Genomic DNA, 24,861 nt, shown 5'->3' with positions numbered 1-24,861 from the left:
TGAAATTCATTGTGAGGTTTGGATTTTTAAAGATTTGGTTTGTTTTTCCGAATGAATCCGGAACCTACAGATTTGGATTGCCTTTTCCGAATGAATCCGGAACTTACAGATTTGGATTGGCTTTTCGGAATGAATCCCGAACCTACAGATTTGGATTGCCTTTTCGGAATGAATCCCGAACCTACAGGTGTTTTTCGGAATGTTTTGGTTTTTTATTGGCTTGATGTTTTTTGGTTTTATTCTAAACTCAAAATTCATTTTAATGTTAAGGAAACATTATGCCGTGGGCAGATTTGAAAAAAGGACGTGTCTCATTAAATGGTCATATCTATTTTATTACGTTTAATACCTTCAACAGAATTCCCTACTTTGATAGTTTTTCAACTGCTGCTAAATTTTGCAGACAAATACAAATCAATGAAAACACAACTGATGCGCAATGGTTAACTTGGGTTTTGATGCCTGATCATTTTCATGGTTTGGTACAAATCAATAATCAATCATTAAACCAAGTGGTGAGTGATTTAAAAGGCAGAAGTGCTTTTTTAATTAATCAACATTTAGCAAGAACAGGACAGCTTTGGCAAAAACAATATTTTGAACGCGCCGTTAGAAAAGATGAAAACATCAAAAGCATTGCGCGTTATATAGTGGCAAACCCGTTAAGAAAAAAATTGGTGGACGATGTGAAATCGTATCCTTATTGGGATTCGAAATATTTGTGATGGGTTTATGGTTGGGGTTTTTATGAATTGGTTTGTTTTTTCGGAATGAATCCCGAACCTACAGGGTGATGTTTGTTTTTTCGGAACGATTGCATGCTCCAGGCACAATTCTAATTAGTCACATCCATGTGACGATGAATCCGGAACCTACAGGTTGAGGTATATTTTATATTGTAGGTTCGGGATTCATTTTGAGGTTTTGGTTTTTAAAGATTTGGTTTGTTTTTTCCGAATGAATCCGGAATTTACAGGTTGAGGTATATTTTATATTGTAGGTTCGGGATTCATTTTGAGGTTTTCAACAAATTTTGTTTTTAAAGATTTGGTTTGTTTTTCCGAACGATTGCACGCTCCAGGCACAATTCTAATTAGTCACATCCATGTGACGATGAATCCGGAACCTACAGGTTGGATAGCCTTTTCGGAATGAATCCCGAACTTACAGGTTGAGATTCATTCCGAGGGTTTGGTTTTTAAAGATTTGGTTTGTTTTTTCGGAATAAATCCCGAACCTACAGGTTGAGATTCATTGTGAGGTTTGGATTTTTAAAGATTTGGTTTGTTTTTTCCGAATGAATCCGGAACCTACAGATTTGGATACCCTTTTCGGAATGAATCCGGAACCTACAGATTTGGATACCCTTTTCCGAATGAATCCCGAACCTACAGGTGTTTTTCGGAATGTTTTGGTTTTTTATTGGCTTGATGTTTTTTGGTTTTATTCTAAACTCAAAATTCATTTTAATGTTAAGGAAACATTATGCCGTGGGCAGATTTGAAAAAAGGACGTGTCTCATTAAATGGTCATATCTATTTTATTACGTTTAATACCTTCAACAGAATTCCCTACTTTGATAGTTTTTCAACTGCTGCTAAATTTTGCAGACAGATACAAATCAATGAAAACACAACTGATGCGCAATGGTTAACTTGGGTTTTGATGCCTGATCATTTTCATGGTTTGGTACAATTCAATAATCAATCATTAAACCAAGTGGTGAGTGATTTAAAAGGCAGAAGTGCTTTTTTAATTAATCAACATTTAGCAAGAACAGGACAGCTTTGGCAAAAACAATATTTTGAACGAGCCGTTAGAAAAGATGAAAACATCAAAAGCATTGCGCGTTATATAGTGGCAAACCCGTTAAGAAAAAAATTGGTGGACGATGTGAAATCGTATCCGTATTGGGATTCGAAATATTTGTGATGGGTTTATGGTTGGGGTTTTTATGAATTGGTTTGTTTTTTCGGAACGAATCCGGAATTTACAGGATTTAGATTGTTTTTTCGGAATGAATCCCGAACCTACAGGGTGATGTTTGTTTTTTCGGAATGAATCCCGAACCTACAGATTTGGATTGCCTTTTCCGAACGAATCCGGAACCTACAGGGTGGTTTTTTTGTGTATATAAAGGTGATTATTGTTGTATTTTGTAAACTTCAATTACTCACCATGAGTCGATTACACGCTTTAAAACTCGCTATTTACTGCGCATTTGTTAATGACTTCTCAAAAGCTGGATATAAAGTAGAAAATCGTTGTTCATAAAAACAATAACAATAATAATAGGCGCACTATACACACTATACACACTACACACACTACATAAGCCATACAAAATCTTGTGATGGGCACATTTTGCTTAGCACAGTTAAAAACGGTATTTCATCTGGTCTGATTTAAGGGTACTTCACTTTGGTGTTGACTTAAATTTGCTATTGAGCACTTCAAATTTAGGGTTATTAACATGAATGTTAAAATATTAGTCACATCGATTACCTTAGTGATGCTCAGCACTTCAGGCTGTTTTGAATTAACTGACTCCCCTTCTGACACATCTAATTTAGAACAAACTCAAACCGATACTGGCAATGTTTCGACCCAGACTGAATCCAATCTTACGGATACGGATACACTCACCGATACGAATTCAAACTCTAGTGCCACTGAAACGGAGACTGAGACTGAAACTGAAACGGGGAATTCAAGCACACAAACTCAAACTCAAACCCAAACACAAACCGCGACCCAAATAGATAACCCAAACACATCGACTCAAACTGATGTTGTCACTCATTTTGATTTTTGTTTAGATCCATTGCAATCGGGCACTACTTACCAAATACATAGCATTGAAAACAATCTGGTTTGGGATGTATATGGCGTCAGCCCTTTTGCTGGCGCTGATATTATTGTGTGGGAAGATTTAAACGCAACGAATCAGCAATTTGTTGCCACTGATTTAGGGGACGATTTATGGCAGTTTACTGCTGTGCATTCCGATCTTGCGTTAACTATTCAAAGTAATGTTTCTGCTCGTGGTGGTATTTTTGAACAGGCCTTTACGACCCTTGGTTTTTATGTGCAGCGTGATCATGCCAATCAGCCTTGGCGAGTGATACCTGCCCATAGCGGATTAACGTTAACCCTTGAAAATTCTGAGCCGTTTTCTCCAATCACTCAACAAAACGAAGGGCATCTAGCCACTCAGCGCTGGGCGTTTAATCCAGTTGATCAAACCTGTGCAACCAGTGTCGGGACATTTAACCGCGATCAACTTGTTATTACGTCTGCTGTTGGCGAAAAAGTCTACATCCCTTATGCACCACTTGAGCCTGCCAACAGCAGCTGTGTTGATCCTATCCAAAATGGCATGTATTACCATATTGAAAACTTAAGTGCGGCTAAATCCATTGATATTGCAGCAGGTAACGACAACGACAACACCGACGCGCAGTTATGGGGATTCAATAACGGCGACCATCAAACCTTTATGTTTGAATCCGTAGGGCAAAACCAGTGGCGCATAAAAGTGCGTAACTCAGGTTTATATTTATCCGTGGCCCAGGATGCAAATGCAGACAACACGCAAGTTGTGGTTACGTTTATTCCATCTGCCTGGCGCATCGAACAAACTCACGCTGATGGTCCTGTCAAAATTGTCGACATCGGATCAGGGCGTGTACTTACTGCATTGGCAACTCATAGTGCCGCCGATTTAGTCGTTAGCCAAGACAGCGACACCCCATTACAACGATGGTTTATAAACGCAACCCAAACCCCTTGTTTTTTTACAGGTATGGATCAAGCAGGTGATTTACAACCTCTAAAATCCATGTCTAATTTGCTCTTAGAAGAGTACGACACCGGCTGGTGTGATGTATTTGGTGTGGTTGAAAGTGAATGGACTGGCTTTAATGGCAATGGCTACTCTAATACAACTAACGTGATTGATTCATATATTTCAATGAAAATTCACGTTAAAGAAGACACCACGGCAAACATAGCCATTCGTTATGCCAATGCCAGTACAGACAACCGCGCAGCGACGTTTTATGTAAATAACGAAGCACTAAGCGACCTTACGTTTAGTCAAACAGCTACTTGGGATGACTGGCAAATACTCGATGTACAGCTGTCATTATTTGCAGGCGAGAACAACATTGAGCTAAAAGCCACAGGCAACGGCGGATTACCTAATATAGACAATATGGAGTTTTCAGCAGGATTATATTCTCCATCGCCTTGTACTAATGACGCAGTACTTAAGTAAATGGAACGTTTAACTCGTGGCGTTAATTTATGCGGTTGAATCCTAAGCTTTTCGCCTTCTTAATTATGGTTTGTAGTCCGTTGTTACAAGCGCATTATTTTGAAGTAAACAGTAATATTCCTGATCAAAGCATTGTTAAAGAGGTTCCAAATTTTTGGCAGCTTAGTTTTTCTCAGCCTTCAAGATTATTAGAAGTCAGTTATCGCGACATAACCGAAGACTATCAAAGCAAGTGGACAAAAGTACGCTTTAAACGCTCACTGTTGATGAATGAATTACACACAGTCAATTTACCCACATTTAACAAAGGCATGGTGCAACTGAAATGGAAAGCGTTAAATTCTGATGGGCATTTAGATGAGATGATTATTGAATTTATTTATAGATGATTTTATTGATGGCTGAGTTTATTGATGGCTGATTTTATTTTAAAAAAAAGGCAGAGATTGAAAAATCTCTGCCTTTTTGTTTTGAACATTTAGTTACCATTTTAAATCGGTATACATAGCTTCTGCTTGCATTTCTAACGTTTTAAATCCACCAATTTTAATATTAATATCCAATTCATAATCGGTGATATACGCCTTTTGCTTGTAATAATCTAAATTATAATTAATTGAAAACCGATTAATTTTTGCTCCAAACACAGGTGAAAAAGAAAACGGCGCATTAATTTCAATTCGTGTGATTTTATTATCCATATTCACAAACACACGCCCCGTTAAATTTTTAGATGCGTCGTCATTAAAGTCACTAAACAACGGATCAAATGCATAAATCGTTTCATCTTCTTTGCTTTCAAAAATTTGTAATGTCGATACATTTAAGATCGATGACAACGGATCTTTTTCATTGTCCTCAATTTGTTTTTCGATTTTCTTTTTATAATTTTTGATGTCTTTTTTTGAAGGTGTTTGTCCATTAACGGATATTAATTTCCAATTTGGATCTGTATCGGGAGTAATTAACGCAACAGTTGTGGTTTTTTCATCGTCTTCAAATCGGGTTTCGGTTTCTTGGTACGGTACGTATATTGGATAAATCATCTGTTGCAATTGTGTTTTGATATTTTCTGTTGATGTGACATCACTTGTTGCGCTTGCTGTCATTGAGATTGTCATTAAGAGTGTTGTGGAGAGTGTTGTGGAGAGTGTCATTAAGCGTAACATGACCTTTAAAACAGAACTAAAAATAGGCACAGATAGTGATTTCGATTTATTAACAAGTCCAGCAACACTAGAAAAATAATGGAATAAACGATTCATGATATAACCTTAATTTTTTAAATGGATGGGCAGACCTGAAACAATTAAACATGCTTTGTCAGCCACTGCCGCTATTTTTTGATTTAATGTGCCCGCGTAATCTGCAAATTCTCTTGTGGATTTGTCCATTGGTAAAATGCCAAGCCCCACTTCGTTTGAGACCAGCACAATATTGGCTTTGTGGTTTTGAAGACAGTGCAATAGGTCATCAAAGCATTTATTTAAACTTGACTGAATTGGTTTAGACGGTGATTTGTTTTGAATGTCTGACTGCTGTGACAAATAATACATTTGGTTGTTCAACCACAACGTTAAACAGTCCACCAAAATAATACGATTAGAATGATTTAAAGTATTTAAAGTACTGGTTAATTCAACGGGGGATTCCAATAACTGCCAATGACTGGGTCTGCGTTTAGCATGAACATCGGCGCGTTGTTGCATGCCTTCGTCAAATAATTCAGCCGTAGCAATATAAGTGATTGTGGATTTTGGATATTGGGTTTCTAACAGGTTTATCTGCGCTTCTGCGTATTGAGATTTTCCAGAACGAGTGCCGCCTAAAATCAGTTGTAACATGGTTTATTTCATATATTTGTATAATTAGTTGATTATTTAAACAAATTTTACATAAAAAGTCCGTTTGTCGTTGACTTTAAGAGGATAAATGCCAAAATTGCACGCTAGAGCCGCGCCAATATTTGAGTGCGGTTTTTTTATCTAGAGCAGTTAACTGCAAAAGATCGGTTTAGTATCAAAATCGGTCCCATCAAACAGACAAACTACATTCTGTTTGGGCTTCATATTTAAAAGATATGGCCATAATCTAGCTTATCCGTTTCGACATTTATCACTTTTGATAACGTCGAAAAAAAATTGAACCTAAGTTTAGGCAGACCAAGTGAATGTCTGAGGTTGGTTAACGTGGTGTTATCTCTGATATGAGAAGGCGTTGAGCAATCCCGATTGACTGGTGCGGCATGGTGTTTTTACCGAAACGCTGTTGTCCTCCCAACCCCTATACGATAATTTTTTGGCAACTATATGAGCGAAAAAACTATTCAACCGGAGCTTTTCTCTGGTGGTGAACTTCTAATGAAAGCCCTATCTGATGAGGGTATTTCTGCCATTTATGGCTATCCTGGTGGATCTGTATTACATATTTATGATGCAATACATCGCCAAGAAAAAATCAAACATATTCTAGTACGTCACGAACAAGCCGCTACTCACATGGCAGACGGTTACGCACGTGCAACCGGTAAAGCAGGTGTCGTATTAGTAACCAGTGGCCCAGGGGCTACAAACGCTGTAACGGGTATCGCAACTGCTTATATGGATTCCATTCCTATGGTTGTGATTACAGGCCAAGTACCTAGTCATTTAATCGGTGGCGATGCGTTCCAAGAAACCGATATGATTGGTATTTCACGTCCTATTGTTAAGCACAATATCAGCGTGACCAATCCTAAAAATATTCCAGCGATCATTAAAAAAGCGTTCTACATTGCGCAAAGTGGTCGTCCAGGTCCGGTTGTGATCGACATTCCAAAAGACATGACTGCACCGAATGAAAAATTCCCTTATGAAATGCCAGACAAGATCAAAATGCGATCTTATAATCCGGTAACCAAAGGGCACTCAGGTCAAATCAAAAAAGCCGTTAACCTAATCATGAAAGCAAAACGCCCAGTTATTTATACAGGCGGCGGTGTGATTTTGGGCAAAGCGTCTGAAGAATTGATTGAACTTGCGCATTATTTAAACTACCCAGTAACCAACACGTTAATGGGATTAGGTGGATTTCCTGGTACTGACGAACAGTTCATTGGTATGTTAGGGATGCACGGATCTTACGAAGCAAACGAAACCATGCACAATTCGGATTTTATCCTAGCAATTGGCGCGCGTTTTGATGATCGTGTGACCAATGATCCTAAAAAATTCTGTCCAAACGCTAAGATTGTTCACATCGATATCGACCCTGCTTCTATCTCTAAAACAGTAGACGTAGACGTGCCGATTGTTGGCCCAGTAAAACCTGTTTTAAAAGACATGATTGCACTGATCAAAACCAGCAAAATTGAATTGGAAAAAGAAGCACACGCAGCGTGGTGGGAACAAATTAACCAATGGCGTAAACGTCATGGTGGTCGTTACCAAGGTGATGATCTTGAGTTGATTCATCCGCAAGCCGTTATTGAGATGATTTCAAAAGTCACGCAAGGCGATGCTTATGTCACCAGTGATGTGGGCCAGCACCAAATGTTTGCGGCGCAATATTACAAATTTAATAAACCGAATCGTTGGATCAACTCTGGCGGCTTAGGCACCATGGGTTTTGGTTTACCAGCAGCGATGGGCGTTAAATTAGAATTTCCAGACAAGCACGTAATTTGTGTAACAGGTGAAGGTTCAATTCAAATGAACATTCAAGAATTATCAACCTGTAAACAATACGGTTTAGGTGTTGTGATTTTATGTTTAAACAATGGCTACTTAGGCATGGTTAAACAATGGCAAGACATGAACTATGAATCACGTTATTCAAGCTCGTATATGGATTCATTACCAGACTTCATAAAACTTGCAGAAAGTTACGGTCATTGCGGAATACGCATCGAAAAAGCCAGCGAACTTGAAAGCAAATTGCGTGAAGCAATTGCAGTGAAAGACAAAGTGGTTTTTGTTGATGTCATGGTTAATAAAAAAGAACACGTTTACCCAATGCAAGTACCTATGGGCAAAATGAACGACATGTTTTTAAGCAAAACGGAGAGAACATAATATGCGTAGAATTATCTCTGTATTAATTGAAAATGAAGCCGGCGCCTTAGCGCGTTTGGTAGGTTTGTTTGCACAGCGTGGTTATAACATTGAATCGTTAACCGTAGCGCCAACAGAAGACGAAACCTTATCTCGCTTAACCTTAGTCACTGAAGGTGAAGAGCGAATGATCGAACAAGTAACGAAACAATTAAACAAATTAATTGAAGTCGTAAAATTGGTCGATCTATCAGAAGGCGCGTGTATTGAGCGCGAACTAATGATGATAAAAGTACGCGCGTCTGGCAGCCAACGTGAAGAGCTTAAACGCACAGCGGATATTTTCCGTGGACAAATCATCGACGTTACCGCTATGACTTACACCATTCAATTGGTAGGCACGAGCGACAAGTTAGATGCGTTCATTGAAGCGATTTCTGGTACGGCAATTTTAGAAGTGGTTCGTACTGGTGTATCAGGTATTTCAAGAGGCGAAAAAGTACTAACGGTTTAATTGTTATGTGCATTTCAAAAAAGCTGATAGATGAAAATCTATCGGCTTTTTTATTGAAAAATAAAAATAGGCTATTAATAAAATGTTGCACTCAATAAAAGCAAAACTATTTAAAAAATATGACTTACCAAAAAAACCGCTCCCACAATACTGGCAAGATGTAATGACATTGGTAGATCAACAAAAAGTCAAAGAAATTGCAGATTTATATGCAAATTCACATTACCAGTCGCGTTTAAATATTTTAAAAACCTTAACGGACATGGAAGACTTTAATCAGTTTGAAGATTATTGCGAACAACATTTAGAGTGCAGTGCACACAAAAATATCTATCATTTGTTTTTAATTAAAACCTACCAAGCACAACTTGATCGCGCCAAAGTGTCCAAAAAGAAAGAACACAAATTGCATGACACTAACTACTATTCAAAACGTGTTCAAGATTGTTTAAATACATTACTGCAAGTCAATCATTCTGATAAACACATCAACAAAACGTTAATTGAATACTCATTAAACGATCAATTACCTTCACTTGATATAGAGCAATGTTACTTACATGGCATTGAGCTTGAAGGCAGCAATCTGCCTTTAAATATATTAATGTTAAAAACAAAACACTGTGATCAACTAATAGACTTTGCCAACCAAATCATTAAAAGCGATATAAGCAGTCAACAGCCTGAAAATTTAGCATTAATCGGCGTGACTCATTACGAAACCTATCGTGGATTATTATTGAACAATAAACTTCCTCAGGCTGTTAATTATTTCAAAACCGATTCAATAAAAAATGAAATCATCGAAACCTGCGAGCGCTTTTTAAATACAGCCACCCTAAACGAAAACACATCCATCAGTGCGAACAGTTTTTTATATTTTGCACTGTTATACCAAAATAAATCTCTTGTGAAAGCATTATTAACTTTTAGCGATTTGTACGTAGATTTTGATCATAATCCATGGTGCTATGAAACGAACCATTTAGAAAGTTATAATAAATTACGTTTTTTTTCTGGCATTTAGTTTGGGGATTCTTAAGAATAAATCCCGATCCTGTAGGTTCGGGATTCGTTGCGAAAAGGCTATCCACATCCTGTAGGTTCGGGATTTATTGCGCAAAAAACTAACCCAATCATTTAAAAAACCAAATTTGTTGAAAACCTCGGAATGAATCCCGAACCTACAATGTTGAAAATATCGGAATGAATCCCGAACCTACAATGTTGAAAATATCGGAATGAATCCCGACCCTACAATGTTGGAAATAATCTTTCTGTAGGTTCGGGATTTATTCCGAAAAAACTATCAAAATCATTTTAAAACAAAATTTATAAAAATCTCACAATATTAAAGGTTGGGAAAATCGTCATTTGATTTATTGATTCGGACTTATTGATTCGGAATTGTCGCTACAGTTGTTCTGTCGCGCCAAGCTGTTGATCTATGTTTTTAATTTTCTTTAGGGTATTTCTATTTCTTTTTTAAATATTCAAATCAAAAAACCGCTGGACGAGTGGTCGTCACAGCGGTTTTTTATTGTTTGAATAATTACGTTTTATGTTTAATTTAATACTCTTTAATCACATCCCAAAATAAATCTCCAGTGTAACTTGGATAACCATGTTGGGTTGGTGGGTTACCGTATGATGCGCTATGAGCACAATAGGTCACTTCACCGCCTGCATCACAACCTTGGTAAGCGACGCAATCTGCTCTGCCTGGTACGGGTAATGTTTGTGCACTGCAATGATTAATTTCTCTGTACATGTCTACCATTAATTTACCGTTGGTGCCGCCTACTAACGTATCGTTTGGATTATGTAACACAATCGCTTTTACGTTACCTGTGCAGTTTCGTTGACCTGCATTAAGCGGGTATCCATTTACATTTTTTGTATTTACTGGTGCTATGGCTGTGATTTTATCACCGTGTTCACAGCCAACCATTCCTGAAAAATCGCCGCCACTTGAATAGCCTGTTAAAAATACTGCTGCTTTGTTTACACACAATTCATTGGTCAGTTTGTTATACAATGGCTCAAACATTTGGAAATCATTTCCATTCCAACCGCCTTGTATATTAATTGCTTTAGGATAAACAAAGATTGCTTTTGATTTTGCATCCGCACTGAAATTGGCGCCGTTTTCGCCCCATGTAACGCCACTACCACCTGATGGATGATGCACAAATACTAAACTGTATGGCGTATTATTATTGTAATTTGCAGGCAACGTTGCGTAGTAAGCATTACCTTGACTGCCGATGCTGATCGGATTATTTACACTGCCTAAATTTGCCGCATTTTTACCACAGCCTAAACTTGGGGTTGTTTGTCCGGGCACAATAATTTCAGGACACAGAGCATCGGTTATGCCATCACCTTTAATAATTAGCTTATCAATATTGGCCAAACCTTCAGCTGAATTAGATTTAAAAGTTATGATATTTTCACCCGCTTCTAAGGCGACTTTTATGCCTTCATTTGACCAAACACTCCAGCTTGATGTTGGCTCTAAAGTAACTAATTGCTCGCCTTTTTCGTTAACGCTTAATAGCCCTGAACGCGCCACTGTGCCACCGTTTGCAAAACGGGTGTCTAATTCATACACACCTGCTTGAGTCACATTAATATGCCAAACCACCGATGCACCTAATTCATTATCGACATTTATAAAACCCGATCCTGTATACCCGTCATGATCTAAATCAACACTGCCGTTTAATACACACATGCTTTGGCTGTCTTCGTCTAATTCAAATAAATCAATACCAACTGATGATGTTGAATTGATATTAAATTCTAAATAATCCAAGTTTGCGACATAGCCTTCAGCGTCTTGTATGCCAATTACATATACATCATGATTGCCCGTTGCATTGATTAATAAATCCGCTGATTTATCTACATACACCGACCATTCTCCTGTGACATCAGCTTTCAACAATGCTAATAATGGACCGTTTAATTCATCCATTCTAATTTCTATAAATGCGTTTTCAAGTGGGGTGGCGTAATTAATATGTATGGATTTTATGTCAGTTAAATTAACCGATTCGTATAATAAATAATTGCCGCCATTAAAATATCCAACTACGGTATCTCCATCAACTAACTGGACATCCATATCGGTATTGCTAAATGTTTCGGCTTCAACTTTGAAACTTGTGATAGGTACCATCACTTCTTGAATAGTGATTGTCTTGGTCGTGAATACTGTATGCTCATTGTCAGTCACAGTTAATTCCACCTCATACGGACCTGGAGCAAATGTAATAACTGGATTTTCCTGCGTACTGGTTTGCCCGTTTTTAAAATCCCAGTTTAATGACAGTTGATCCATATCAGGATCCGTTGACGTATTCACAAAACTGACTTCAGTGCCATTAATTTCAAAAGTGAAATTAGCAGTTGGCGCATTGTTTTGGCTTTGCGTCTGTTCAATGATCACTGAACTGGTCGCACTTGATGTTCCATTAAAGTTATCAGACACCCATGCTTCTAATTCAAACGTTCCGCTGGTTGCAAATGTGTAATCTAAGTTTTGGTCCGTAGAAATTATCTGCCCAGCTAACATCCATTTTACTTCTATTGCATCATTATCTGCATCGTTTGTTGTGCTAATAATTTTTACATTTAAATTGTTAATCTCTGGTGTGCTAAGACTAATTGAAGGAATATTATTTTGAATATTAACCGATTGAGTTTTTACTTGAGAACTCACCGATTGATGCATTACCGTTAACTTAACTTCATGATTACCTGGCGCAAATGTATAAGTAGTATTTGGCATTGTGGTTGTAATGGGTTGCCCGTCCCCAAAATCCCAAACATAACTTAACGCTCCTGTATTTGGGTTAAGTGAGCCTGATGCATCGAAATGTTTTTCGCGATCACTGTCCCCTGCTGTCATAGTAAAACTTGCAACGGGTTTTTGAATGGCCGAGCCTTGCTCTTGCACCGTAACTGTAGTTTGAATCTCATTTTCCAATCCAAACTGATCTGTCACAACGACTTTTACTAAGTAATCCCCTGCTTGAGAAAAATCATGATTAAACGCAGGTGCTGTGCCAACACTTTGATCATTGACAAACCACTCAACGGTTACTTGATCGCCATCAGAATCAGAAAATTCAATTTCCAATTCTGCATTTAATGCCTCTGTTTGAATATTTGAAATTGCAACTTGGGGGGCTTGGTTTGTAAGGGACAATGTATTTTGTACCAATGGCGACAATAAAGATCCATCAGAAACTTTTAAACTGACAATGTGCTCACCAGGAGAAAACTCATACACCAACGAACTGGTTTGGGTGGTTTTGGTTGAAGCATTTGAAAAACTCCAAATATACGTTAATGCATCGCCGTCAGGGTCATAAGAGGCTGCGGCATTTAATATTTTTTCACGGGTTGTTGCGCCGTTTTCAACATTAAAACTAGCAACCGGTGGATTGTTTGCAACCGGATTATTATCAACATCGGTTTCTGTTTCTGTTTTATTACTACATGACACCAGTGCCAAACATAAACCAGCAGTGATCAAACTTTTAATATGCATAGGGATTTCTCTTTTATTAAGCGCAAAAAAACCAACAATTAACAGAATGTGCGAAGTTTACACACCTAACTTAAACAATTAAGCCAGCCATGTGCGAGGATTTTTAAGCCAGTCATTCATGTTAAAACAGCTCAATATTAAACACCCCCAAAATATTATCAATATGTATATATAATGTATTTACAATGTTATGAGCTCGTTCTCAGTTACGATTGTTGCAGTCGTTATTTTTAGAAAATAAACGCGAAATTGTTACCATAATGTATTGTTTTCATGCATTTCAAATACAATGATCGCTCAATCAATTTATCTAAATGCAAAAAAAATGCACTTAACCGATTAGGAAAAGTGCATTTTTAAAGTCGTTGTATTTTTAATTAAACCCAACACTTTGCGCATAATTAATAATTTTTGTTCCATAACTGCCACCCCAACTGTATCCATTTCTACGCTCTTCAGAAATGTCCATGATGTCATAATAGGTTCCGCCATCACGGTCGCTGAAAAAGCCAACATTGGTTTGCAGGTTATAAAAGCGATACCACATTTTATCGCCAGATGACGCGACAATTTTTTCCTCAACCGCTTTGTCGTATTTATGATCTGCTAAGTAGGTGTTTGGCGAGCTAAACCAATCTACTGCAGCTTGAATCGAAGCTTGAATTTCTGGTGTCTGAGGTTGTGTCATTAAAAATGCAACGATCTCAGTAGATTCACTGCCACTTAAAGAAGCCAGTTCATAGGCTCTTGCATCTTTTGGCAAATAGTCCGTTGCACCATGTTGCGCGCACCAAACCGTTAACTTGCCATTTTGTTTCCATTGGGATTTTAAAATGTAATCCACCCCTTTATTAATAGCAATTTGCATCTGCGCTCGATCTGCATCGCTAAATACATCAGTATCAAATGGTGCGGTTTGCTTTACTGCATGATCCAGCACAGTTAACACGGCACTCATTGCGTTATCGTTATAGGTCACATGATCTGCATACCCACCTTTTAAAGGATAAAACTGTGGCCAACCGCCTGAGTCGTATTGCGCTTCCAATAAATAATCCATTGCTTTTCTTGCTGCATCTCGATACTTGGTATTGCCCCCGGTTTTATACACATTAGCCATAAAAGTCATTTCAGGCATCGTGGCGCCATTATCAATAGTAGAACCTACGCCACCGCCAACAGAGCCATTACCCACTGAATTGTAATCAATGTTTTTACCCCATCCGCCACTGTCATATTGATAGGTTAAAATGCGATCCGCTAAACTTTGATCCCACATAGTTGCATATTTATTAAATCGACTATGCACTGGGTTACCACTTTGAGATAAATACTCCCCTGTTGGAGTAGGTGGCACTTCAATTTCAGGACACTCAGCATCATTTAAACCATCACCGGTTAAACTTAGTTTATCGATATTGGCTAACCCGCCTGCTGTGGTTGCTTTAAAAGTAATAAGGTTGTTACCAGATTCAAGAGCCAGTTTTACGTTTTCTGTTGCCCAACTATCCCAAGCACCAGTTGCATCTAGTAAAACATATTGTTCGCCAGTTTGATTGACAGTTATTGTTCCTGAACGAGCCGTATCGCCACCATTGGCAAACCTTACCTGCGTGTCATAAACACCTACTTGAGTCACATTAATACTCCAAGATACGGTAGCACCAATGCTGTTATCTGTATTGATAAATTCATTACTAGATCCAGTTGCACCCGCGTGATTAGAATCTATAGTGCCATTTAAAACACATTGCCCAGTACTGTTTTCATCTAAATTAAATATCGAGTTACCTACTGAATTATTTGAATGAATATTAAATTCAAAGTAATCAAGGTTAGCGACATAGTCTTGTTCTTTTTGCACAGCAATGACATACAAATCATGAATACCCGTTGCATCAACTAACAAATCCATTGTTTTATCTGAATAATTTATCCATGTACCTGTGGAATCCATTTTGATTAAGGCAATTAAAAGCCCGTCTAGCCCATCGATTCTAATTTCTAAAAATCCAGTTTGTTCAACATCTGCCAAGTTTGCTGCGTAATTAACTGTCACAGATTGAATTTCAGTTAAATCAACATCGTCATAAACTAAATAATCGTCACCGTTAAAATATCCAACTGTTGTATTTGAATTTTCTAACATTACTGCTGCCGAATTATTGCTATAGGATTCTGCTTCTACTTTAAAAGCATTCACTGGAAGCACTATTTCGTTAATGACAATATTTTTTGAAATTGGAACAGTATGATCGTTATCAGAAACCGTTAATTGAACATTATATTCACCCGGCATAAAACTGATCACGGGGTTAGTTTGATCACTTGTTTGTCCATTTTTAAAATCCCAACTATATGTCAATGGGTCCATATCTGGATCGGTTGAGGTATTAGTAAAACTGACTTGGTTTTCATTAATTTCATAAGTGAAATTTGCAGTGGGAGCGGCGTTGTCTGGTTGACTAGTTGCAACTGTAACAGTTGTGTTTGTTTGATTTGTTTTACCAAATTCATCGGTAACCATTGCAATAATTTCAAACGTGCCATCTGTTGAAAATGTGTAATCCAAATTTTGTGAATTTGAAATTTCCTGACTGCCAAGCATCCATTTAACATCCAATGCATCGCTATCCGCATCATTTATTGTGGCATCAATTTTAACGTTAAGCGCTGTAATTATCGCAGTACTGAGATTGATAGTTGGTGCGTTGTTTTCAATAACAATAGATGCAGTAAATGCATTTGAGCTAACTGACTGATTCATTACAGTTAACAATACAGTAAATTCACCAGGTGCAAAAATATGAGAAATATTAGGCGCACTCGTTGTTTTAAAATCCCCGTCACCAAAGTTCCATATATAAGTTAAATCACTTCCATCTTCATCTTTAGACGCCGATGCATTAAATAATTTTTCACGATCATTTGCGCCAGCTGTTACAGAAAATTCAGCTGTAGGTTTTTGTGCAGTTGAGTTTTCATCTTGGACAGTAACAGAGGTTTGTGTTTCGTCTGTTTCTCCATATTGATCTGTCACTACCACTTTAATGGTGTACTGACCCGCTTGTGAAAAATCATAATTAAGTGTTTGAGAAGTTGCAACAGACTGATCATTTACAAACCATTCAACCGATACTTGATCACCATCTGAGTCTGAAAATTCAATCTCTAATTCAGCACTTAATGCCTGGGTTTGAATATTCGAAAATTGCACTTCAGGAGAAATATTTGTAATTGTCACACTTTTTTGAATTTTTTCAGAACTGCCTTTGCCATCGGTGATTGTTAAACCTACCGAATAGATGCCAGGTGCAAACGTATGAGTGATAGAGTTTGTTTCAGTGATTTGATTAGTGCCATCTCCAAAATCCCAAATATAACTTAATGCATCACCATCGGTATCAAATGAGTTGGCAGCATTTAACACTTTTTCTCGATCTGTTGTTCCGGTTTCAATAATAAAATTAGCAACAGGTAAATTATTTGAACTTGGATTTTTATCGTCTGTATTTGCAACAGGGTCACAGGCAACTAATGACATTGACGCAACTAGGGCCGAAAAAATAAATTTAGGCTCCGTTAAAATTATTTTTTTAAAGTACATAACACTTCTCTTTTTTAAAGTTACAAATAAGAATGATTCAGTACGAATTTAATCTCCTAAAAACAAAGGATTACAACAAAAATCAAAAAATTCCATGCCGCAGTTAAGGTAACACCCATTATGCATTGTTAAGAATTTTTACATCTATACGTCATTCTATTTTCAATAATCACAGATATTAAATGTTACCCATATTTATTCAATATGTTTTTTATTGTAACCCAATTGTTATGAGGTGAGTCTCATTTAAAAGAACGGGGACTAAGCAAGAATGATGATAATTGAGTGTTAATTCCATTTTAAGCTTTGTTTTATAGCTTTGTTTTATAGCTTTGTTTTATAGCTTTGTTTTAGAGCTTTGTATTATAGCTGCCTAACAATCCTTGTTTGAAAGTGTATCGCTCTGAACCCTACATTTTAAACTTTCTTTTTTGATATATTGAGGTTAATAAGCCGTATTGATGCTCCCTTATTTGATAAGAGTTAAATGGGCTATTTTGTAATGACTCTCATTTTAATTACTATATAATTCCCGCATTATTTTGGAGACTATCAACATGATTGAAAAAAGATTTGAACGTTTAATTTATGCCTGTCGTTGGGTTTTAGCCCCTATTTACTTAGGATTAACGGTAGGTTTGTTGTTATTGGGGGTTAAATTCTTTCAAGAAGCCTATCATTTTTCACTGCATTTGCTTGATGATTCGGAAAACCAATTAATTTTAAATATCCTTTCAATGGTAGATATGGCATTAGTGGGTGGATTAATTGTGATGGTCATGTTTTCTGGCTATGAAAACTTTGTATCCAGTTTAGATATTGACGAAGGCACTGAAAAACTAAATTGGCTAGGCACATTAGACGCAGGCAGCTTAAAGCAAAAAGTCGCAGCATCGATTGTGGCTATCTCGTCGATTCACCTTTTAAAAACATTCATGAAAATAGCGGAATCCCCAACTGAAGATATCACAATTTATCAAACCCAAGCGATGTGGTTAGTATTAATTCATATTACCTTTGTTGTTTCGGCCCTTGGTATGGCTTGGGTAGACAGAATCAATAAACATTGATTGTTTATAACTAGTTAGCTTACGTACAAAATGACGCAGATCAGCATTAAAATAGAATTGTCGTGATTTAATTTGAATCATAAAAAAAGCCCAACAAACTCAATTTGCTGGGCTTTTTTTATGATTACATTCAATTATTTTAATATTGTCGCCAAACTGCCTGCGCCGCCATAATTTGTAATTTCTCCATTTACTTTTAATGCTTCAGCTACTGTATTTAACAGGTTGTCTTTGGTTGCCCCTGCTACGTAACGTCCACCATTCATATGCTTACCACTTGCTAAAGTAAATGGCATATTTACGCCATCATGGGCATCACCATTACCCATATCGGTAACTTGTAGGACAATGGTTGAGTCTAATAGGCTGCCACCATCTGAACGTGCTGGATCGGTTGTGTCTTTTAGACTTTTAATTAAATACGCTAAGCGTTCAGTATGATATTTACGGAATAAATGATACTTAGGTTTACCCTCTGCAATATCACCATGAATACTGTCATGATAACTGCCGTTATGACCTGAATCAGCCGCTAAATGCTCGGCTTGATGCGTGCCCATTTGCAAACATGCAAAGTTAGTCATATTACAACGGAACGCTTCAGTGATTAGATCACTGTGTAAATCGGTCATCTTTGTGAAATTATTGGTTAATGGATCAGTATATGGCGCCCAAGTCGATGCAAAATCATCACAACCTGCAATCGGCTCTGGGGTTAATCGAATTTCCAAAGCATTAATTGCCGCTTCATGCTCTTCTAAGCGTTTACGCTCAAATGAACCGAGCTTGCTTTTGATTGCTGCAATTTCGGCACGATTACGATCCAGCACATTTTTGGCAGCTTGTAATGCAGGCCCTTCAGGTGCTGTGCCGCCAAATAATCGCTCAAACACCGATTGTGGGTTTTCAACAAACGATTGGCTGTAACTCATCAAACCTTGACCGGTATTACATTCCACACCGGTTCGAATAATACTAAATGGGCTTGCGCCGCCAAGTGCGTTTTCAAGTTCAATATCGATTGTTTGACCAGAATCTCCACCCATTGCACCCGTTGTATTACCATGACCAAAGGTCGTAGAAGTACAATCTGAAAACAAGACGACGTTTTCTTTTACGCTTTCAAGTGGCGATGCCGTAGAGCCAAGTACGCCATTATTAAAGGTGTAAGACCCTGGTGGCGCACCATCAGGAATATACACAAAAATTGCTCGTGAAATACCCGTATCGGCAGCTAATCCTGCTCGGCTGTACATTAAACCCAAACCAAATGGCAGGGTTCTTAATGCTTGCATTGAAATTCCAGATGCGGCTACCGTTTTAAATAATTTACGACGCTGTACATCTTGAGGTGTTTTTAATAGTTTTTTCATGTTATTTACCTTTATCCAGTCGTATTCTTAACGGTTACGTTCTTTTCTGAAACGTACAATGTCTGACAAGCCAAGTTGTTTTAATGCATCACGCGGGTTATCACTTTGACCCATAGCCTCTTGCATGTCTCTAATGACACAGCTGTATTCAGTGCGTTCATCATCCGTTAACACAATGGCAGATTTATCAGCATGATCAAACTCATCAGGACCAGTTGCCATTACAAATCGGAATGTCATTTCATTTAAACAGGCTCTTGTTACATCTTCAGCAGCTAAAACTGCACCTAACTCTTTCACACCTTGGAATTCACGACGATCATCATTTGCGTAAATGTTGTCGATGCCATAAAGCGCTGAGTTGTGCCATTCAATTGATGCATCATGCCCTTGATAGTTAACGGATAAATCATTGGCATATTGAGTACGCGGCAAACCAACTGCGTCGTAATCTTCCATACCTACACCTAATGGATTAATCATGTATTTATGGCAGGTCAAACACTCAGGAACGTTTGTATTAATATAGTCCAAATGCGACTGGCGAATTTTACCATCTGGGTTTTGAGCTTTCACATCAATCACAACCTGTGCTTGTTCTTCACGAACAGCATCTAAAGATACATCCGTTGGGAAAGGAGGCATATGCTGACACATTGCACGCTCACGTACTTTAACGGCACGTTTAATTAAATGTGACTCATCTGTTCTAGCCCAAGAAGATAAGAACGCACCAGAGGTTAAGATGCCGCCACGATCAGGGGATTGTACTTTTACAAAGTCATTTCCAGACACACCACCAATTCCGTAGAAATCCGCTAAAGCAGCATTCACAAAGGTGTAATTTGAATTAAATAAACTTGTAAAACCAGTTTCATTAAAAATCACATCAATGAAAATTTCACGCGCTTCTTGCGCCATGGCTTCACGTACTTCTTGATTGAAATCCGAATACAATACCGCGTCTTTACCCACTGTTAATACATTGTCAGTTAACAACCATTGATCCACAAATTTACCAATGTGTTGTTTTGCTTTGTCCATGGATAACAAACGTTCAATTTGCGCTTCGATTGCGGCATCGGTTGTGAAACCTGAATCCGCTGCGGTTAGTAGCTCAGCATCTGGCATTGTGCCTGTGTAGGTATAGGCTAAAAACGTTGCCATTTCATATGGGGTTAAAGCAAAGGCATCAGAGTCAATTTGCGGAATATCAAATTGCACTTGCTCAAATTCAGATATTGTAATTCCTGTGATAATCAAAGGTCGTGAGCCACTTTGAGGATGATTTTGCTGACCATTATCAACGTACAATGTTTGATTACCCGTTAATGTAACAGGTACCAATATTGACGTCATTTTTGGAGGAATACGACCTTCAAATAATACATCGCCATTTTGAATGCCTATTTTCACTAACGGCCAAGAATCACTCACCTCAATGTCGTTATAACCTGCAGAAACAGTACCTGTCGCACGTAATTGAACTTGCTCTCCACCTTGGAAGTTGTATGAAAATTGTTTACTCGAATAAATATCCAAAACGCCATCAGTTAATCCTAATGATTCAGGTGTAATACTATATGGAGTGCCAACAGGCTTATAAATTGGATCTGCATTTTCATTAAATTCAACAAATTCTGCCGGCGTCATACCCAATTCAGAACGGAATAAGAAATAAGGTGAAGTTAATAAAGCTCGAATAGCATATTCGATGCCGTCTGACTCTAATGCCTCATAAGCTTCGATTTCAGCAGCCGTTGCTGGGCGTCTAAATGCATAACGTAATGCACCTGACCAACCTTCGTCATAGCCTAAAATATTTTCATAATTGTTTGCAGCCGCGTCATCAATGATTTTATCTGCCATACCCACAAACGCATCTAAACGAGCGGAATCAAGTGACGTTTTTACTTGGTTAGAAAAATAATTCACTTTCGAATCGGCAGGTAAAGCACCACGGTCCACAACATAACCAAACATATCCATTATTGTGTTTGTATATTCGTTTACTGTTAATAAACGCATTTGACGCGGACCATACTTAATCGCATCGTCAGTTAAATCACAGGAAACACTTTTGTAAGTACGCTCCCAAGTCATCATGAAAGCTTCAATATCTGCAGCGCATTGAGTCGTACATTCGCCAACAGCATTTTTAGGCATTGTGTCTTCAATAACCGCGTAAGCATCCAATTGTTTATCTATATACGCATTGATCGGAATAGCTTCGTATAAACCAGCAACCCCAACCCCTTCCGTCTGATGACATGAAAAACATTTTTCGTTATATAAATCTTCACCGGAGGCGATATCACCAATCAATTCAACTTTTGTTGTGATATTAATTGAAATGTCATCAGAAAACTCACCATCAAATGCAACCAATTTCACTGTAAAATTGGAATCTGCAGCAAAGGTATGAGTCACTTTTTCACCCATCACAGAAGCAGAATCATCACCAAAATCCCATGTATAAGTTAAGGTATCACCATTTCGATCTGAGCTGCTTGACGCATCAAAGCTAAAGCTTAAATCAGACTGTTCAAATGTGAATTTTGCATTTGGAGCATAATTAATTAACCCGTTTTCATCCACGCCTAATGCCGCAGACATTAAATCAATTAAGTCAGTCCATAATTGCTCATTAGCAGTTTGTGTGGCTTCAACCATTGAGAATTTAATACCGTGCACGTCACCATTGCCATCAATTGGATTAGTACGGTTAATTAATCCGCCATTTTCTAACCAGGTAGTTAAACCCGCTTCAGCACTTTGCACTGTTAAAGAATCATCAGATGAACTGAAATTTAAATTGCCATGAGCGGCTGTATTATCAGAGTAATGACATAATGAACACGCAAAGTTAAACCCTTCTTCGTTTGTAATAAACGCTGAAATGGCTTGTTCTATTAATGATTGATAATCGGTTTGTGTATTGGTATCAGTATTGGTATTGGTATTGGTATCAGTTTCAGTTTCAGTTTCAGTTTCAGTTTCAGAAGAGGTTTGCGTTTCAGTATTTGTACCAGATCCATTACCAATATTTTCGACCTTTACATCATAATTTAAGGAAATATTGCCAACTTTATTATTTTGATCTGAAATCACAACAGATACTTTATAATCACCGTTTGCAGTAAATTCGTGAGTTAACCTACCTGAACTTGAAGTTTCAACCACTTTTCCATCAACAATCCACATATAAATAGGTGCAACAGAACCTGTAGTTTTCACACTGTCAGAAGCGTCAATCATAACGTTACCCTCTGACATCATAATAGGGTCACTCTTATTGCCCGACAAACTCATAGAGTCTGAACTAGACAATGGCGTAGGTGCTGGGTCACAACTGATTGCTCCAAAAACAATCGCTATGGCGCAAACTAAAGTTTTAACATTCATATCAAAGCTCTCTTTACTCAAATGTATATTAATGTACCGCTATTGTATCTTTTTACCATCAAGTTAGTTAGTTTATTATTGTAATGATTAAATAGGTTAATAGTTAGATTGAGACACGGATCTCATAAACATAAAAAGAATATAGTTTACAAAATATAACTTTTTGAATTATTAGATTACAAGGTACTTATTCATACGGCTTTAAACCCATAATGGATTTCAGCTTTGATGCTGCGTTGAAGATTTGAGGGAAATTTAGGGAATATAAAGAGAGAATATAAAGTGGGTGTCATTTCAAGAAATGCAATTAGATAAGTGGGTTATTAGGAGGGTTATTGTTTTGTGAGCTGAGGATGCATTGAGAGTGCATTAAAGTCGAAAATCCGTTTAATAAATATTATTTATGCGTCCCTGCTTTAAACACTTTCAAATCCATCCAATATTTTTCAATTAATTCTTTGGCAAACAACAACGTTTATATTTTTTCTTACTACCACAGGGGCAGGCTGCATTTCTGGCCACAACGGTATCGCTATTAATATGCGATACGTCTTGTTGGTATATTTGGGTTAATGCTTCAAATAATTCCGGATGTTTTTGTTGTAACATTTTGGGTTGTTCAAAAAAATACTCTGATGCCACTGCAAAAAACTCAGCTCGATTCGTTGCACCGTAATCTCTAATATTACTTTTACCGTCGTCAATTTCCATAATTTTTGTATAAACTAAGTCAAACCAAGGAATTGAGTAAGAAAATTCTTTAAGTCGCTCTGGAAATCCATCGCACTGACCATCGGCCATATCAACTAAATGCACAAATTCATGAATTCCTACATTGTGTTTATCTTTATTATTTTTAAAACCCAAGTGTAAATGCGGCTTACTTAATACCAACTTACCAGACATCACACCAGTGCCAACCATGCCTGTAATACGAGAATCTGCTTTCCCAAATTGTAGATGCTCGTTAAATGATTACCTTAATAAAAATACTGATTTTAAATTAAAATAATGCCAATTTGGAAACCCCCAAACCGGAATAATTGCACTGGCTGCAACTAACAGTCGATCGTCTTGTGTGACATCTACTTGGTCACCCGCCTCAACATTGGTTGTATGCAAAAACAAATTAGCACGTTGCTCAAATATTAATTTATCTTGTTGATTTAATGTGCGATAAAACGAGACATGCCCGTTTAAATACTGCGACCACTGTGGCTGCCATTGAGGCAATACTGGTGCAGTTGTAACAAACAGATTTTTTATAAATTTAAAGATACTCATAATTTTCCATTGTTATTTTTCAAAACGCTTTTTGTTGATTTCCCGTTTCTTTTGAAGTTCTATTTCTCTATTTTTAGAAGGTGCTGAAGTTTGTAATTCATTTAAAAGTAATTGAGATATTCGTGTAATATCACGCACTGCTTGATCAAAAGCTGCTTGGTTGATTTCGGACGGTTTTGCAAACCCCGATACCTTTCGCACGTATTGTAACGCAGAAGCTTCTATTTCACCCAATGTGGCTGGAGGTTCGAAGTTAAATAACGGTTTGATATTACGACACATTGTGTTTTTCCCAATTCATATTACAAAAATCGACACCCTTACAATGCTGAATATCTTTTCTTATAAACCCCATTTTTTCATAAAACCCAATAGCGTTTAATGATGATCTTACAGTTAACTTCTTAAAGGATGTTTCACCTAAAAAATTTTTCCACATTGTTTTGGCTACCCCTTGTTTTTGATATTCTTGATTCACAAAAAAGTGATGCACATGTTGCTGATTGATTGCTAAATACCCCACCACTTTTTTGTTCACTTCACACACATAATGTAAAAATTGATTGTCATTTAAACGTTTAACAATTTGATTATAGGTCAATGAAGTACTCACCCACTGTGGCACATCATCCTTTGAAAAATGATGTATTTGTGAGTGGATCATATGCTTGATTGAATACACATCGTTTTTATTTGCAAGCCTTATATGTTTCATTATTCTCAACTTTCGTTTGAGT

17 protein-coding genes and 1 pseudogene are annotated in these 24,861 nt (G+C 37.5%); 8 read left to right on the top strand and 10 right to left on the bottom strand.

Going from position 1 to position 24,861, the window contains the following annotated elements; genetic code table 11:
* The first annotated feature begins 278 nt into the window (after positions 1-278).
* From TYM08_RS02275 to TYM08_RS02260, 4 genes are all read left to right on the top strand, one after another.
* Positions 279-725: an REP-associated tyrosine transposase gene (locus TYM08_RS02275; protein ID WP_422381355.1), complete on the top strand. Its 447-nt coding sequence runs from the start codon at positions 279-281 to the stop codon at positions 723-725.
* A gap of 760 nt (positions 726-1,485) precedes the next feature.
* Positions 1,486-1,932 (top strand): REP-associated tyrosine transposase, encoded by a 447-nt coding sequence (locus TYM08_RS02270; RefSeq protein WP_422381354.1) that lies wholly within the window; start codon positions 1,486-1,488, stop codon positions 1,930-1,932.
* Between the two features lie 541 nt (positions 1,933-2,473).
* Positions 2,474-4,279, top strand: a complete 1,806-nt coding sequence (locus tag TYM08_RS02265; RefSeq protein ID WP_422381353.1) for an RICIN domain-containing protein — start codon at positions 2,474-2,476, stop codon at positions 4,277-4,279.
* Between the two features lie 29 nt (positions 4,280-4,308).
* Positions 4,309-4,668: a copper resistance protein CopC gene (locus tag TYM08_RS02260; protein WP_422381352.1), complete on the top strand. Its 360-nt coding sequence runs from the start codon at positions 4,309-4,311 to the stop codon at positions 4,666-4,668.
* Positions 4,669-4,761: 93 nt separating this feature from the next.
* Here TYM08_RS02260 and TYM08_RS02255 read toward each other — a convergent pair whose 3' ends face one another.
* Complete coding sequence (locus tag TYM08_RS02255; RefSeq protein WP_422381351.1) at positions 4,762-5,544, bottom strand: hypothetical protein; 783 nt, start codon at positions 5,542-5,544, stop codon at positions 4,762-4,764.
* Between the two features lie 9 nt (positions 5,545-5,553).
* Complete coding sequence (gene cobU, locus TYM08_RS02250; protein WP_422381350.1) at positions 5,554-6,123, bottom strand: bifunctional adenosylcobinamide kinase/adenosylcobinamide-phosphate guanylyltransferase; 570 nt, start codon at positions 6,121-6,123, stop codon at positions 5,554-5,556.
* A 465-nt stretch (positions 6,124-6,588) separates the two neighbouring features.
* On the opposite strand from cobU, the gene TYM08_RS02245 reads away from it, so the two are divergent.
* The 3 genes from TYM08_RS02245 (at position 6,589) to TYM08_RS02235 (ending at position 9,851) form a co-directional block, all read left to right on the top strand.
* Positions 6,589-8,331: an acetolactate synthase 3 large subunit gene (locus TYM08_RS02245; protein ID WP_422381349.1), complete on the top strand. Its 1,743-nt coding sequence runs from the start codon at positions 6,589-6,591 to the stop codon at positions 8,329-8,331.
* A gap of 1 nt (position 8,332) precedes the next feature.
* Positions 8,333-8,824 (top strand): acetolactate synthase small subunit, encoded by a 492-nt coding sequence (ilvN, locus tag TYM08_RS02240; RefSeq protein WP_422381348.1) that lies wholly within the window; start codon positions 8,333-8,335, stop codon positions 8,822-8,824.
* 82 nt (positions 8,825-8,906) lie between these two features.
* Complete coding sequence (locus TYM08_RS02235; RefSeq protein WP_422381347.1) at positions 8,907-9,851, top strand: hypothetical protein; 945 nt, start codon at positions 8,907-8,909, stop codon at positions 9,849-9,851.
* Positions 9,852-10,394: 543 nt separating this feature from the next.
* Here TYM08_RS02235 and TYM08_RS02230 read toward each other — a convergent pair.
* Complete coding sequence (locus tag TYM08_RS02230; RefSeq protein WP_422381346.1) at positions 10,395-13,385, bottom strand: PKD domain-containing protein; 2,991 nt, start codon at positions 13,383-13,385, stop codon at positions 10,395-10,397.
* A 373-nt stretch (positions 13,386-13,758) separates the two neighbouring features.
* Positions 13,759-16,992, bottom strand: coding sequence for a pectate lyase (gene pelA / locus TYM08_RS02225; RefSeq protein ID WP_422381345.1), 3,234 nt, complete (start codon positions 16,990-16,992; stop codon positions 13,759-13,761).
* A 557-nt stretch (positions 16,993-17,549) separates the two neighbouring features.
* Between pelA and TYM08_RS02220 the strand changes: the two genes are divergently transcribed.
* Positions 17,550-18,062: a TIGR00645 family protein gene (locus TYM08_RS02220; RefSeq protein ID WP_425325075.1), complete on the top strand. Its 513-nt coding sequence runs from the start codon at positions 17,550-17,552 to the stop codon at positions 18,060-18,062.
* Positions 18,063-18,196: 134 nt separating this feature from the next.
* Here the strand turns inward: TYM08_RS02220 and TYM08_RS02215 are convergent, their stop codons facing one another.
* The 6 genes and pseudogenes from TYM08_RS02215 to TYM08_RS02190 form a co-directional block, all read right to left on the bottom strand.
* On the bottom strand, positions 18,197-19,435 hold the full coding sequence (locus tag TYM08_RS02215) for a DUF1552 domain-containing protein (RefSeq protein ID WP_422381344.1): 1,239 nt from the start codon (positions 19,433-19,435) through the stop codon (positions 18,197-18,199).
* Positions 19,436-19,462: 27 nt separating this feature from the next.
* On the bottom strand, positions 19,463-22,840 hold the full coding sequence (locus TYM08_RS02210) for a DUF1592 domain-containing protein (RefSeq protein ID WP_422381343.1): 3,378 nt from the start codon (positions 22,838-22,840) through the stop codon (positions 19,463-19,465).
* A gap of 450 nt (positions 22,841-23,290) precedes the next feature.
* The gene (locus TYM08_RS02205) at positions 23,291-23,362 is read right to left on the bottom strand and encodes an SEC-C metal-binding domain-containing protein (protein WP_422382803.1); all 72 of its coding nucleotides are present in this window, start codon (positions 23,360-23,362) and stop codon (positions 23,291-23,293) included.
* 45 nt (positions 23,363-23,407) lie between these two features.
* Positions 23,408-24,124: pseudogene (locus tag TYM08_RS02200) on the bottom strand (zinc-dependent peptidase); the annotation flags it as partial.
* A 12-nt stretch (positions 24,125-24,136) separates the two neighbouring features.
* On the bottom strand, positions 24,137-24,406 hold the full coding sequence (locus tag TYM08_RS02195; protein WP_422381342.1) for a DUF2277 domain-containing protein: 270 nt from the start codon (positions 24,404-24,406) through the stop codon (positions 24,137-24,139).
* Positions 24,396-24,839, bottom strand: coding sequence for a GNAT family N-acetyltransferase (locus TYM08_RS02190; protein ID WP_422381341.1), 444 nt, complete (start codon positions 24,837-24,839; stop codon positions 24,396-24,398). The genes TYM08_RS02195 and TYM08_RS02190 overlap by 11 nt, the downstream gene beginning before the upstream one ends.
* Positions 24,840-24,861 lie beyond the last annotated feature (22 nt).

It is taken from the genome of Marinicellulosiphila megalodicopiae (assembly GCF_045862395.1).
Lineage (GTDB): Bacteria > Pseudomonadota > Gammaproteobacteria > Pseudomonadales > Natronospirillaceae > Marinicellulosiphila > Marinicellulosiphila megalodicopiae.
Note: the sequence above shows the minus strand (reverse complement) of the source record. Positions and strands in the feature narration are given on the sequence as shown.

What these genes read in the sequence shown, in the direction of transcription:
- TYM08_RS02275 (WP_422381355.1), top strand. Translation starts at nt 279, where the DNA reads ATGCCGTGGGCAGATTTGAAAAAAGGACGTGTCTCATTAAATGGTCAT.
- TYM08_RS02270 (WP_422381354.1), top strand. Translation starts at nt 1,486, where the DNA reads ATGCCGTGGGCAGATTTGAAAAAAGGACGTGTCTCATTAAATGGTCAT.
- TYM08_RS02265 (WP_422381353.1), top strand. Translation starts at nt 2,474, where the DNA reads ATGAATGTTAAAATATTAGTCACATCGATTACCTTAGTGATGCTCAGC.
- TYM08_RS02260 (WP_422381352.1), top strand. Translation starts at nt 4,309, where the DNA reads ATGCGGTTGAATCCTAAGCTTTTCGCCTTCTTAATTATGGTTTGTAGT.
- TYM08_RS02255 (WP_422381351.1), bottom strand. Translation starts at nt 5,544, where the DNA reads ATGAATCGTTTATTCCATTATTTTTCTAGTGTTGCTGGACTTGTTAAT.
- cobU (WP_422381350.1), bottom strand. Translation starts at nt 6,123, where the DNA reads ATGTTACAACTGATTTTAGGCGGCACTCGTTCTGGAAAATCTCAATAC.
- TYM08_RS02245 (WP_422381349.1), top strand. Translation starts at nt 6,589, where the DNA reads ATGAGCGAAAAAACTATTCAACCGGAGCTTTTCTCTGGTGGTGAACTT.
- ilvN (WP_422381348.1), top strand. Translation starts at nt 8,333, where the DNA reads ATGCGTAGAATTATCTCTGTATTAATTGAAAATGAAGCCGGCGCCTTA.
- TYM08_RS02235 (WP_422381347.1), top strand. Translation starts at nt 8,907, where the DNA reads ATGTTGCACTCAATAAAAGCAAAACTATTTAAAAAATATGACTTACCA.
- TYM08_RS02230 (WP_422381346.1), bottom strand. Translation starts at nt 13,385, where the DNA reads ATGCATATTAAAAGTTTGATCACTGCTGGTTTATGTTTGGCACTGGTG.
- pelA (WP_422381345.1), bottom strand. Translation starts at nt 16,992, where the DNA reads ATGTACTTTAAAAAAATAATTTTAACGGAGCCTAAATTTATTTTTTCG.
- TYM08_RS02220 (WP_425325075.1), top strand. Translation starts at nt 17,550, where the DNA reads ATGATTGAAAAAAGATTTGAACGTTTAATTTATGCCTGTCGTTGGGTT.
- TYM08_RS02215 (WP_422381344.1), bottom strand. Translation starts at nt 19,435, where the DNA reads ATGAAAAAACTATTAAAAACACCTCAAGATGTACAGCGTCGTAAATTA.
- TYM08_RS02210 (WP_422381343.1), bottom strand. Translation starts at nt 22,840, where the DNA reads ATGAATGTTAAAACTTTAGTTTGCGCCATAGCGATTGTTTTTGGAGCA.
- TYM08_RS02195 (WP_422381342.1), bottom strand. Translation starts at nt 24,406, where the DNA reads ATGTGTCGTAATATCAAACCGTTATTTAACTTCGAACCTCCAGCCACA.
- TYM08_RS02190 (WP_422381341.1), bottom strand. Translation starts at nt 24,839, where the DNA reads ATGAAACATATAAGGCTTGCAAATAAAAACGATGTGTATTCAATCAAG.